Here is a 13,518-nt window from a genome sequence, read left to right as displayed (position 1 = left end):
ATTTAATGAATAAGAAAGGAATCTAAAACTGAAAGATAAATTGAATAAAGTTTAATCATGGTGCATGATTTTTACATAAAATATACAATAATTTAATAAGATAATAATTATATATTTCATTTACTTATGTGTGTATTTTCTTGGGTTGAAACAGTGGGAGGATGCAATAATATGAAACAGGTCTGGTTTATTTTTGTGCAGACTAGGCTTGAAGCTAGATTTTAAGAATAAACATTAAATTAATGATTCATGGAAAATATTATGTTATTGATAATGTTTTAAATGATTAATAAAAATAAGCTTTTTTGAGTTAATAACAGGAAAAAATCGTTATTTTTCGAGGATGGCATGAAATTCGCTTTGTTCAGTTTATTCCATCTGTCCAGCTTTGACCCATCCATTGAAGCAAATATGGGATGATGTGTTAAAGACTTCCTATAGCAATAAAACTTCAAGATCAAGAATAGGTACAAATTTGAAATCAGCATTTTTCAGTATGACAATTTTGGCCTTGGCCATGACTACGGGGCAAACCTCCTGGGCAAAATCATCTGCACATCCGGATAAAGTTTTAAACTTGGCTTTCGAAGCACCTGATGATGGTTTTGATATGGTCAAAACCTATAATTTTTATAGTGGTAGCGTTGCTGAAGCTATTTTTGAGCCTCTATTGCGTTATGACTATCTGGCGCGGCCGGCAATCTTGGCTCCAAATACAGCTGAATCTTTACCCAAGGTTGAGCAGGATGGCAAAGTTTATACCTTTAAAGTCAAGCCAGGAATTTATTTCAGTGATGATCCGGCATTTCAGGGCAAAAAGCGTGAACTGGTGGCGCGTGATTATATCTACTCCATGCAAAGGATCATGGATCCCAAAAATCATTCTCCTTCTTTTTCTTTTATTGAGGGGAAAATCCTTGGGGCAGATCAGGTCATCCAGCAGGCTAAAAAAACGGGAAAATTTAACTATGATGCTCCGATTGCCGGTTTAAAAGCCCTAGATAAATATACCTTACAAATTACCCTGACCCGTTCAGACCTGAACTTTCCTTATATTCTGGCCTATGTCGCTTTTGCTGGTACTGCACGCGAAGTCATCGAACATTATGGCGATCGGGTAGGTCAGCATCCAGTCGGAACAGGGGCATACCAGTTACACAAATATGTGCCGCGTAGCCGTATTGAGTTAACTGCTAATCCAAATTATCGCGGTTTTGTCTGGAACTTTAAGGGGGATGGTTCAGAGTGGGATCAACGGATTGTCAAGGTCATGCAAGGCAAGCAGATGCCACAAATTGGCAAGGTCAAAATTAGTATTATTGAAGAAGAACAATCACGCTGGCTGGCCTTAAAATCTGGACAATTAGACTATGACAAACTGACTGCAAGCGGCGCTGAACAGGCACTGGAAAATAAACAGCTGAAAAGTGAATACAAGAAAAAAGGCATTCTGCATTATCCGAATAAAGAACCGGAAATCACCTATACCATCATGAATATGCGTGATCCGGTGATTGGTGGGAACTCCCTGGAAAAAATTGCACTACGCCGTGCTATTGCCTTGTCCTATAACCAGAAAGAAGCCATCCAGCAGCTATATAAAGGGCATGCTGTTAAAGCTGAAATGATTCTTCCTGAAGGTGTGGGTGGATATAACCCGAATTATAGAAGCAGCATTGCCTACAACCCATTGCTTGCCAATAAACTGCTCGATCGTTTTGGCTACAAGAAAGGCGCCGACGGTTACCGCACCTTGCCTGATGGCAAGCCATTGGTTCTGAAAATGAACTCGACCAGCTCAAGCTCTTCGGTGATTTCTGCGGAGCTATGGAAAAAGAACTTGGATGCAATCGGGGTGAAAGTTGAGTTTAAGGTCAGTAATTTTGCTGACAATCTAAAAGAAGCCACCCAATGCAAACATATGATGTGGGGGGGAGCCTGGATTGCGGACTATCCGGAAGGGGAAAACTTTGCCCAGTTACTGTATGGGCCAAATGCGCAGCAAGGCAACCTGAGTTGCTATACCTCAAAAGCCTACGACGCATTGTACCAGACCGCGATGAAACTGCCGCCGCAGCAGCGGACGCCATATTATGAGCAGATGAACCGTCAGATGGAAGCCGATAATCCATGGATTCTGCACAATACCCGTATACGCAACTGGTTGATTCATCCGCATGTACAGGGCTTTAAGGCCCATCCGGTGACCAGAGCAGTTTGGCAATATATGGATATTGAACCTGTTAAAAAATAACTTGAGAAGATTAAGAACCAGTATGAATGTGAATAAAAATACTTTAAAAAAACTGGCCAGTGGGGTGTTAGTAGCCGGTTTGATGATGGCAGGGAGTGCATCGACATGGGCTGCCAATCCTGCCAACCCGAATAAGGTTTTAAAAACAGTATTTCTGGCAGCTGAAACCGGTTTTGATCCGGGTTATATCCATGACCGTTATTCGGCCAAGATTAATTCGGCGATTTTTGAGACCTTATTTACCTATGACTATCTGGCCTCGCCGGCAAAATTAGTGCCATTGACTGCAGTCAGTCTGCCTCAAGTGAGTGCAGATGGCCTGACTTATACCATCAAAATAAAAAAGGGTATTTACTTTGCCGATGATCCGGTCTTTGCGGGAAAAAAACGTGAACTGACCGCTTATGACTATGCTTATAGCTTGAAACGTCTACTGGACCCAAAGCTGCATTCACCGAACAGCTGGTTGCTGGATGGTCGAATCAAGGGGCTGGAAGCATGGACGGCCCTAACCAAAAAGAATGGCAAAGCCTATGAAAATCCGTTTGAAGGGATTCAGACCCCAGACCGCTATACCTTGGTCTTAAAGCTGAATAATCCGGATCAGAACTTTCCGATGTTGCTAGCACATGGGCCGGCCGCTGCGGTAGCTCGTGAAGTGATTGAAAAATATAAAGACAAGGCGGGTTGGGTCATGAATAGACCAGTGGGAACTGGTCCTTATGTGCTCAGCCGCTGGACACCAGGCTCACGGATTATCTTAAAACCAAATCCGGCTTATCGTGGTTTTGTCTGGGACTTTAAAGCCAGTGGTGCAGAAGATCAGGCGATTGTAAAAGCCATGCAGGGCAAAAAAATGCCTCAAATCGGCACTATTGATGTGCGTGTTATTGAAGAAGCGCAATCCCGGATGCTGGCATTTAAGAAAAATGAACTGGACCTGCTCGAAATTGAGGGCGATATCGTCGTACAGGCCCTCGATGGTGACAAATTAAAGCCTGAGCTGGCTCAGCAGGGAGTGAAGCTGTCACGTATTTTAGAGCCCTCCATTAGCTACCATTACTGGAATATGCAAAACCCGGTTGTGGGTGGTTTCGCGCCAGAAAAAATTGCCTTACGTCGTGCCATGGCGATGGCATTTTCTGTAGAAAACATGATCAATGTATTACTTAAGGGAGATGGAGCAAAACTGCACATGCCTATTCCCCCAGGAGTAGCAGGCTATTCACCGTCCTATAAAAGCAGTATTCCCTATTCAGTCAAAGCAGCCAACATGTTGCTCGACCGCTATAACTACAAGATCGGTGCAGATGGCTGGCGGAAAACGCCTGAAGGTAAACCTCTGGTGATTGAACTGATTACTGGGAATACCAGTCGGGGCCAGCAGCAGGGTGAATTCTGGAAAAAGACCCTGGACAGTATCCATATTCAGCTGACCAGTAAGGCCATGCCATTCGCTGAAGGCATCAAGCTGGAAAAGCAATGTAAAACCATGTTCAAGAGTTCTGCATGGATTGCCGATTATCCAGATGCCGACAACTTTATGCAGCTGTTCTATGGCAAGAATGTCAATGTCACCAACAATGCTTGTTTCAAGCATCCTGAATTTGACCGTCTTTACGAACAAACCCAGAGCATGCCACCAGGTCCGGAGCGTGATCTGCTCTACCGCAAAATGACCCGGATTCTGGAAGTCAACATGCCGACCCTGATGCTCTATAGCACCTACCGTAATGCCTTGACCCAACCCCAAATTATTGGACATAAGTCCCATCCGATTCTGTCTTCAGAATGGATGTATATCGATATTAATACGAAAAAGTAAGAAAAAATCTGGAGATGAATATGAAATCAAAGTCTTTAAAATTAAGTACCTTATGTTTAATGATAATGGGGGGATATCAAGGTGTAGCGGCAGATACCCAAGTACAGCTGCTGCCATTGTTCAAGGCTGCAGAAATTCCGTCTTTATGTGATGCCAGTCTGGCTTCCATGCAAAAAGATATCCAGATATTTGAAAATAAGAAAATTAAAAATAAAGCCAAGGCAGGGCCTTATCTGGCTGAATGGGATGAGTTGCATGCCAAAGCCCGGGATTTCGGTGCTGCAGTAGGACTATATAGTAATGTCGATCCGGATCCTGCATTGCGTCAGGCAGCCGATGACTGTGAACTTAAAATCAGCAAATACCAGACCACCCTGTATCAGAATCCTAAACTGTATGCCCAGTTCAAGAAACTGAAAGCCAGCGATCCGATTGATCAGAAATTTTTAGAAGATATTCTGGAACAGTTTGAGAATACCGGGGTACAACTCAGTGCAGAAAAACAGAAACGACTGAAAGAAATTATTGAAGAAAGTACCAAACTGGGGCAGGATTTTTCCAAAAATGTGCGGGATAACCCTGAAAAAGTTGAATTTACTCCAGCTGAAATGAAAGGCCTGCCAGAAAGTTACATCGCAAATTTAAAGAAAAATGAAAAGGGCAATTATCTGCTTGGCTTTGATTATCCGGAATACCAGCCTTTTATGGAGCTGGCAGAAAGTGATGAAGCACGCAAACGTTACCAGACCGCTTACACGCGTCGCGGGACCGAACAAAACCTGCAATTCATGAAAAAAGCCATTGATCTGCGTTATGAAATGGCACAACTTTTTGATAAGGAAAGCTATGCCCATTCTGCGCTTGAATTCCGCATGGCCAAAACTCCGGAAGCAGTGAACGGTTTTCTGGATGAGGTTTATGCCAAAGTTGCACCTTTAGAAAAGCAGGATGTAGAACAATTACGTCAGTTCAAGGCTGAAACTTTAAAAGTTCCACTAGAAAAAGCAGAAATTACACGCTGGAATCAGGGTTACTGGAGTGAAAAACTGCGTCAGGCCAAATACAAGGTTGACCAGGAAAAATTGCGGGATTATTTCCCGACAGAAGCATCGCAAAAATGGTTATTCGCTATTTCTTCGGAACTCTATGGCATTGAGTTCAAGCCGGTGAAAGTCAAGGCCTGGCATGATGAAGTGGAATATTATGCGGTACATGACAAAGCAACGGGCGAATTCTTGGGCGGATTATATGTCGATAAATACCCGCGTGAAGGTAAATATGGGCATGCAGCTGTCTGGGGAGCTTATGGCGGCAGTACCCTGAATCAGCGTCGTCCGGTATCGGTACTGGTGACCAATTTTAACCGTAAGGGCTTGAATAGCAACGAGCTGGAAACCTTTGTGCATGAAATGGGTCATGCCTTGCACGGGATTCTATCGAAAACCCGCTATACAGAACAGTCTGGTACCTCGGTAGAGCGTGACTTTGTAGAAGCACCATCACAGATGTATGAAGAGTGGGCACGCCGTCTGGAAACCTTGTCAAAAGTAGCGGCTTACTGTGAGCCGGCATGTCCTCGGGTGGATGCTGCCATGACCGAGCGCTTAAAGAATGTGAAGAATTACGGCCGAGGCCTGCATTATGCCCGTCAGGCTTTATATGCCCAATATGATATGGCCTTGCATGGTAAAGATGCAAAAAACATTGAGCCTTTAAAACTCTGGCAGGATATGGAAGGCAAGACCGCCTTGGGTTATGTCAGCGGTCAGCAGTTCCCGGGACAGTTCGGGCATCTGATGGGCGGCTATCAGGCAGGTTACTACAGCTATATGTGGTCTGAAGTCATTGCCCTGGATATGCTTTCATCCTTTGGTGATCAGCTCATGGACAAGAAAGTCGGTGCGCATTATCGTAATACGGTCCTGGCTCAAGGCGGACAAAAGCATGGCGAGCAAATGGTGAAAGACTTCTTGGGTCGTGATCCGGACAGCAAAGCTTTCTTTAATGAAATCTCTGGAAAAAATTAAGGAAGGCAAGCGATGCTGGCATATATTATTCGACGGCTTTGGCAAATGATCCCGACCATGCTTGGGGTGATTTTGCTGATATTCCTGCTGTTTAACTGGGTAGGTGGAGACCCTGCCTATATTCTGGCCGGTAAAATGGCCAATGCGGAACAGATTGAAAACATCCGTCAGCAACTGGGTGTGGATCAACCGTATTACGTACAACTCTGGATCTTTATCAAGCAGATTTTAACCTTTGATTATGGGGTGAGCTGGAGCACCGGGGAGTCGGTGGCACAGATTATCACTACCCGTTTGGGGCCCTCACTGACCATTTTGATTCCACTGACCATTCTGCAAACTATTATTTCTATCATTTTGGCTTTGGGGGTGGCTTCGGTTCGTGGTTCTTTGACTGATCGCATGATCATGATGCTGTGTACGATCGGTATGTCGATCAGTATTCTGGTATACATCATCGTGTTCCAGTATTTCCTGGCTTATGAATTGAGCTGGTTTCCGGTACAGGGCTGGAGTGATAATTTCGCCGATAATCTTTTCAAATATGCCTTGTTACCTGTGCTGATTATGTTGGTGGTCAGTATCGCACCAACACTACGCCTGTATCGTAGTTTCGTACTGGATGAAGTTAATCAGGACTATGTACGTACTGCGCGTGCCAAAGGCCTGGGTGAAAACCGTATCATGGGCGTGCATGTCTTGCGCAATGCCTCGATTCCGATTATTACCGATGTCATGGCAGGACTTCCGGCACTGCTGATCGGTGCTTTCCTGATTGAACGTTTTTTTGGTATTCCTGGAATTGGCCGTGAAGTCATTATTGCGGTAGAACGTTCCGATTTTCCTGTGATTAAAGCCATTACGGTCTATGTTGCTGCTGCGACCATGATATTCAACCTGATTGCCGATCTGATCTATAAATGGGTCGATCCGCGTGTACAGTTGAAGTAGGTGAATTATGCTGAGTGCGATATTTAAAAAAGAACAAGCGGCTGAAGTAGCACCTGAATCGGCTTCAACAGGATTATGGCAACTGGCCATGCGCCGTTTGAAACGTGACCGGATTGCCATGTTTTCCCTGTATGTGGTGCTGTTTTATCTGCTGCTGCTGGTACTGTCAATGAGCGGCCTAATTGCCAAAGACTGGAATAAAGAAGTGGCGGTCAGCTATGCACCGCCGAGTTTTATCAGTGCAGCGCCAGTTCCGGCTGGATCTGATGCAGAACAGGGTACAGAATCTGTTGCTGTACCGGTCAATCCAGTTGATCCTTTAAAAGATGTCATTGCTGAATTGAATGCTGAAATTGCTGCTGAGCAGGGTGCTGGTGCAGGCATCGATTATTATGGCGTGGTCGATCCGCTGGCAGAAGACATGAAGGCCATTAATCAGGAGCTCGGCGGCCAGCTGATGGATGAAAGTGGGGAACTCAAGCAAAGTCTGGTCTTCGGCGCCGATAAATGGGGACAGGATGTTTTACAGAAAACCATCAAGGGGGCTGAAACCTCGATTCTGGTTGGATTGATTGCAGCCTTTGTCGCTGTACTGATTGGGACTGCACTGGGTGCAATAGCAGGGTATTTTGGTGGTTGGGTCGATGATGTCCTCAACTGGTTTTATAATATCTTTACCTCAATTCCCTATCTGTTGCTGGTTTTGGCCATTGCCGCAGTGTTACAGCAGAAAGGTATTTTATCAATCATCCTGATTTTAGGTCTGACTGGCTGGACCGGGGTCTTCCGTTTGGTTCGTGCCGAATACATGAAACATACGGCACGTGAATATGTGCTGGCTGCCAAGGCGATTGGCGTGAGTAATATGCGTCGTATGTTTGTCCATATTTTTCCCAATGTCAGCCATATTGCCCTGGTACAGATGTCTATTCTGGTGGTGGCATTTATCAAGTCTGAAGTCATTTTGAGCTTCCTTGGTTTCGGTGTGCCTATCGGGGTAGTGTCATGGGGCAGTATGCTAAATGAAGCGCAAAGCGAGCTGATTTTGGGTAAATGGTGGCAACTGGCGGCAGCCTCAATCGCCATGGCGGTATTGGTAACTGCTTTCTCGATGTTTACCGATGCACTCCGTGATGCATTAGATCCAAAACTGAAATAGGAGCGCAACGATGTCTGAAATCAATCCAAGCACAGCACCTGCGCTACTTCGCGTAGAAAATCTGCGAGTTAGTTTTAAAGGTGAAAATAAAGAATATATTGAGACTGTAAAAGGGGTTTCTTTCGAGATTCCGGCCAATACCACAGTTGCACTGGTAGGCGAATCGGGAAGTGGCAAGTCGGTCACTTCCCTCGCCACTATGGGCCTGCTTCCGGCAGAAAGCGCACGTATTTCAGAAGATAGCCAGATCATCTTTGAAGGGAAAAACCTGCTCAAGCTTAAAACCCGTGAAATGCGCAAGATGTGCGGCAAAGACATTGCCATGATTTTTCAGGAGCCAATGTCTTCGCTAAATCCGGTATTTACGGTAGGCATGCAGATTGCAGAAATCTTGCAACTACATTTAGGCATGAATAAAAAACAGGCGCGGCAACGTACCCTGGAGCTCCTCAAAGAAGTGGGGATCCCTGCGCCAGAAACTAAAATTGATGCCTATCCGGGGCAGCTTTCCGGTGGACAGCAGCAACGGGTCATGATTGCCATGGCTATTGCCTGTGAACCGAAACTGTTGATTGCAGATGAACCGACCACCGCTCTGGATGTGACTATTCAAAAGCAGATTCTGGACTTGCTGGAATCGCTACGTCAGCGTCGCCAGATGTCGATGCTGTTTATTACCCATGATCTGGCATTGGTTGGTGAAATTGCCGATCAGGTGATTGTAATGCGCCATGGGGAAATCCGTGAACAGGGTCCGGTTCGGGAGGTGCTGGACCGGCCTCAGGACATGTATACCAAAGCCTTGTTACATTGCCGTCCACAATTGTCGCAACGTCCGTTACGTTTGCCGATGATTAGTGATTTTATGAAACAGGATGGTTCAACCTGGCTGGAAGATATCCGTCTGAATACTCAGCTTCCGCAACGTTCACGTGGGCTAAAGGGTGGAGAGGAAATTATTCTGGATGTACGGGATCTAAAGAAATCTTTTTATAGTCGTAAAGGACTGTTTGGCAAAGATGAATTTCAGGCAGTAAAAGGGGTTTCTTTCCAGCTGGCCAAAGGCAAGACCTTGGGGCTGGTCGGGGAATCCGGTTCGGGTAAAACCACCATTGGCTTGTTGCTGATGCGTCTGCAACAGGCTACGGGTGGTAAGGCACTGTTTCAGGGTCGGGACATTCTGGACATGTCGGAACAGGAGTTTACCCAGTATCAACGTAAAATCCAGATCATTTTCCAGAATCCCTATGCTTCGCTGAATCCACGTTTTACTGTTGGACAAATCCTGATGGAACCGATGCAGATTCACAAGATTGGTCAGGATGATGCTGAACGCAAACAAATGGCCTTGGACCTGCTGGAGCGGGTCAGCTTGCCTGCACAGGCTTTTTATCGTTACCCGCATGAGTTTTCCGGTGGTCAGCGCCAGCGGATTGCAATTGCACGTTGCCTGACCTTAAAACCCGAGATTTTAATCTGTGATGAATCGGTTTCGGCGCTGGATGTATCAGTACAGGCGCAGGTGCTGAATTTACTACAAGATTTACAGGATGAATTTGGACTGAGCTATATCTTTATTTCGCATGATTTGTCGGTAGTAAAATATATTTCTGATCAGATCATGGTGATGAATCATGGGGAGCTGGTGGAAATTGCCAATTCGGATGAGCTGTATCAATCCCCACAGCATGAATATACCAAGCGTTTACTCGGTGCCATTCCGCAAGGGATTCCACAAAGTGCCTGATACATAAGGCATAAAAAAAGTCAGGCAATGTGCCTGACTTTTTTTATTTATCTTAATTAAAACTTTTTAAAGCCTTTGTTGACACCGTATGGACGACGCGGCGCATTTTCATCACGCTCTTCGCGGCGACCAAAACTTTGATCAGGACGGTTTTCACGACGCACAAACTGAGTGCCATTCTGGTTTTCAGCTCTGTCACGACGACCATAAGCATTTTCATCACGACGCTCACGGCCAGTGTTGTTTTGTGGTTGCTCATCGCTGTCACGACGTTGCTGACGCAAGAAACCGCCACGGCGTGCAGCCATCGGCTTGTCCTGCATACGTTCATTACGGCGTTTCGCCATACCAAACAAACCTGTACCTTGACGTGGTTTCAATTCCACAGCTTTGGTCAGGTTGTCGATATCGTTTTTATCCAGTTCAATCCAGCGACCGGTACGCAGTTCACGTGGCAAAATCACAGTACCATAACGGGTACGCAGTAGACGGCTAACTTTCAGACCTTGCGATTCAAAGATACGACGTACTTCACGGTTACGACCTTCTTTTACTACTACCTGGAACCAACGGTTGATCCCGTCACCGCCCAATTCAGAGAAAGATTCGAATTTTGCCGGACCATCGTCAAGCACTACGCCTTTGAGCATGTTGTTGCGAATTTGTGGTGTAACTTCACCCATGACACGAACTGCATATTCACGTTCGATTTCATTCGATGGGTGCATCAAGCGGTTGGCAAGTTCGCCATCATTTGTGAACAAGAGCAGACCGGTCGAGTTAATATCCAGACGACCGACCATCACCCAGCGATCGCCCGGAATAGCAGGCAGCTGTTCAAACACGGTCGGACGGTTTTCAGGATCGCTACGTGAGCAGATCTCGCCTTCAGGCTTGTAATAGATAATGACACGACGACGGATTTCGTCTTCAATCTGGAAGGCAACTTTACGACCATCGATGCGAAGCTCATCACCTGGTTCGATTCTTTCACCCACTTGGGCAATTTGCCCGTTGACACTTACACGACCCGCGGCAATGACTTCTTCCATATAACGGCGAGAACCCAAACCAACGCGTGCAAGCACCTTTTGCAACTTTTCACTCATGACAGCATAACCTTAGAAATAATTATCAACAGTTCACCTATTTATGACTTCGGTGCATTCGCATCGAGGGCCATAAAAGCTTCCTTGGCATCCTGCAGGGGAGGCAATTGGCCCAAACTATTCAGGCCAAACGCATTTAAAAATTGTGGCGTTGTCATTAACAACGCAGGTCTTCCAGGGAGTTCACGAAATCCGGACTCTATAATCCAGTTCCAGTCAAACAGCGTACGCAGGTTTTGACTGTTATTCGTAACACCACGAATCTGTTCAATATCCGCTCGAGTCACTGGCTGGTGATAAGCAATCACTGCAAGCGTCTCCAGTAATGAAGGCGATAAGCGAGCCGGTCGCTCAGGCCAGGTCTGTGCAATAATATTACGATATTTTGCACGCACTTGAAAACGATAACCTTGTGCTGTTTCAATCAGTTCGATCGAACGGCCATGCATCAGCATGGAAAGTTGTTGTAAATACTGACGTAATTCCTGTTTGTTATAGCGATCCTGAAAAGCTTCTTTCAGACGAGCCAATGAAACAGCAGAGTCACTAGCGAAAATAATGGCTTCAAGTTGCATCAGGACTTCATGCCGATTATCTTCTGCAGATAACAGCGTATTTTGATTGAGTGTCATTGACTGGCTCCTTGAATTGCGAGCGGGGCTTCAATACCTGTAGCAATAATCTGAATTTTTTGTTGTCGGGTCAGTTCCAGTACCGCCATAAAGGTCACCACCATACCCATACGGCCTTGGCTCGGTTTTAACAAGTCCTTAAAGCTGAGTACTTCGCCAGTTTCAATACAACTTTCAATATAGGCAATCCGTTCTTCCAGCAATACCGGTTCCTGTTGCACCTGATGAATCACGGGTTCAGGACGGTTAAATATACAAAGCAAGGCATCACGCAATAAATCGCTTGAATACCCTTCATTCGGCTGCTGGATTTCGCCCAAACTGACGTTGGTGGTGAAAGTGTCACGTTCCAGAATTGGCATTTGGCCCAGACGTTCTGCTGCCTGTTTAATTCTTAAATAATTTTCTAAACGGTCAATCAGTTCTTGTTTTGGATCCTGCTCAATCGCAGCCAGACTTTTCGGTTTCGGCAAGAGCAAACGTGATTTCAGATCTGCCAGTAAGGCCGCCATCACCATATAATCGGCTGTCAGCTCGATATTCAGGGATTTCATTGCGTCCATATAAGACAAATACTGTGCTGCAATCGGCGCGATATCGACCTGTAACAGATCAAAACCGTTTTTTTGAATCAGGTAAATTAAAAAGTCGAGTGGGCCTTCAAAATGTTCTAATAAGATTTCAAATGCCGCTGGAGGAATGTACAGATCCTCTGGAATTGTATCCTGCCATTCATCCAGAACCCGAATGTGCGGAGCAGATTCCATAGTGTTATGGATAATTTGAGTCATTACAATTATAGGCCACGCGAATTTTCAAAGGCATGCAAAGGCTTGATTTTCGGTATCTGATCGAAAGAAAAGCACAGGATTAAGCGTTGTCATTGTACTGGAAAAGTAACTTTAAATAAATTAAATAAGCCGTCAAAGCCATAAAAACTTAAAAAAATAATGGAATTTATCTACGATTTAAAAATAGCAACGAGAAAAATGACAAAACATAGCTGGAAATGCTACTGTGATTTTTAGGTTAAATTGGTTCTCATAATTAAGCGTATCTGGTAGATGATATCAGTTGATTCACTTCAAAACTCGATCAATACAGTGATTCTCCTCAAAAGAGTAAATAAGCTAGCTGGCAGATATCGAATGATTTTCAAACGGATTTCCCATTAAAAAACATAAAATTAATAAGTATTAATAAAATATCTCCCTATAATTTTTGGTCAAAAATACCGCTATACTCTCGAAAAATAGTCAAGAATCACAAAAATTAATAAAAAGGTGAAGAAAGCATGCCACTTATTCTGGTTGTTATTGGGATGATCGCATTCGGGGGATTTTGGGCTTATCCCAAATATCAGATTATGCAGCTTGAAGATGAAGCACGCACAGGACTGAAATCAGGCGGATTTTCAGCTTTTGCGGAACAGGCCCGACCTGTCATGCAGGCCATGAAAATGGATTTTAGTGTGCTGGACCAATATCCCAATATCCGTTTTTACATGCGGCATATGGCTTATGAGGGTGATCAGCTGGATGAACGGATTAAACTGGATATGCAAGCCATGTCTTGTGAGTCGATCAACTCCTTTAAAGTCATGGAACCCAAGGCACGTACAGCGATGCTGAATGTACTGGAAGAGGATCAGATTATTTTTCATGTGTATCTGAAAAATAAACTGGGTGAAGAGCTCATGCATCATGAACAGAAGCTATCGCAATGTCCAAATTTCATTGCGGTTCGTCATTATGAACGTAGTTCAGATTCCTAAACTGTCTTTGCCAGCCACTGCATATCTGCCGAATTGAAAA

At 44.8% G+C, this 13,518-nt stretch carries 10 protein-coding genes; 7 read left to right on the top strand and 3 right to left on the bottom strand.

Annotation, left to right across the window (positions count from 1 at the left end):
- Positions 1 to 496 precede the first annotated feature (496 nt).
- The 6 genes from H0S56_RS11180 to H0S56_RS11155 are packed head-to-tail and all read left to right on the top strand — an operon-like array spanning position 497 to position 9,963.
- Positions 497 to 2,254: an ABC transporter substrate-binding protein gene (locus H0S56_RS11180; protein WP_195725082.1), complete on the top strand. Its 1,758-nt coding sequence runs from the start codon at positions 497 to 499 to the stop codon at positions 2,252 to 2,254.
- Positions 2,255 to 2,276: 22 nt separating this feature from the next.
- Positions 2,277 to 4,079, top strand: a complete 1,803-nt coding sequence (locus H0S56_RS11175) for an ABC transporter substrate-binding protein (RefSeq protein ID WP_195725081.1) — start codon at positions 2,277 to 2,279, stop codon at positions 4,077 to 4,079.
- A gap of 20 nt (positions 4,080 to 4,099) precedes the next feature.
- Positions 4,100 to 6,106, top strand: coding sequence for a M3 family metallopeptidase (locus tag H0S56_RS11170; RefSeq protein ID WP_195725080.1), 2,007 nt, complete (start codon positions 4,100 to 4,102; stop codon positions 6,104 to 6,106).
- Between the two features lie 12 nt (positions 6,107 to 6,118).
- Positions 6,119 to 7,057 (top strand): ABC transporter permease, encoded by a 939-nt coding sequence (locus H0S56_RS11165; protein WP_004279216.1) that lies wholly within the window; start codon positions 6,119 to 6,121, stop codon positions 7,055 to 7,057.
- A gap of 7 nt (positions 7,058 to 7,064) precedes the next feature.
- A complete protein-coding gene (locus H0S56_RS11160) occupies positions 7,065 to 8,216 on the top strand; it encodes an ABC transporter permease (RefSeq protein WP_195725079.1) in 1,152 nt (383 codons plus the stop codon).
- 10 nt (positions 8,217 to 8,226) lie between these two features.
- The gene (locus H0S56_RS11155; RefSeq protein WP_195725078.1) at positions 8,227 to 9,963 is read left to right on the top strand and encodes an ABC transporter ATP-binding protein; all 1,737 of its coding nucleotides are present in this window, start codon (positions 8,227 to 8,229) and stop codon (positions 9,961 to 9,963) included.
- A 56-nt stretch (positions 9,964 to 10,019) separates the two neighbouring features.
- Here H0S56_RS11155 and rluB read toward each other — a convergent pair whose 3' ends face one another.
- Genes rluB through H0S56_RS11140 form a run of 3 tightly spaced genes read right to left on the bottom strand, consistent with a single transcriptional unit; the run spans position 10,020 to position 12,495 of the window.
- Positions 10,020 to 11,072 (bottom strand): 23S rRNA pseudouridine(2605) synthase RluB, encoded by a 1,053-nt coding sequence (gene rluB, locus H0S56_RS11150; RefSeq protein WP_195725077.1) that lies wholly within the window; start codon positions 11,070 to 11,072, stop codon positions 10,020 to 10,022.
- Positions 11,073 to 11,113: 41 nt separating this feature from the next.
- On the bottom strand, positions 11,114 to 11,704 hold the full coding sequence (scpB, locus tag H0S56_RS11145) for an SMC-Scp complex subunit ScpB (protein WP_195725076.1): 591 nt from the start codon (positions 11,702 to 11,704) through the stop codon (positions 11,114 to 11,116).
- Positions 11,701 to 12,495 carry a segregation and condensation protein A gene (locus H0S56_RS11140; RefSeq protein ID WP_195725075.1) on the bottom strand — a complete coding sequence of 265 codons (795 nt, stop codon included), beginning with the start codon at positions 12,493 to 12,495 and terminating at the stop codon, positions 11,701 to 11,703. The genes scpB and H0S56_RS11140 overlap by 4 nt, the downstream gene beginning before the upstream one ends.
- Before the next feature lie 503 nt (positions 12,496 to 12,998).
- Here H0S56_RS11140 and H0S56_RS11135 point away from each other — a divergent pair.
- Positions 12,999 to 13,478, top strand: a complete 480-nt coding sequence (locus H0S56_RS11135) for a hypothetical protein (protein ID WP_071851463.1) — start codon at positions 12,999 to 13,001, stop codon at positions 13,476 to 13,478.
- Positions 13,479 to 13,518 lie beyond the last annotated feature (40 nt).

Source organism: Acinetobacter lwoffii, from assembly GCF_015602705.1.
In the GTDB taxonomy this organism is placed as follows: domain Bacteria; phylum Pseudomonadota; class Gammaproteobacteria; order Pseudomonadales; family Moraxellaceae; genus Acinetobacter; species Acinetobacter lwoffii_E.
Note: the sequence above shows the minus strand (reverse complement) of the source record. Positions and strands in the feature narration are given on the sequence as shown.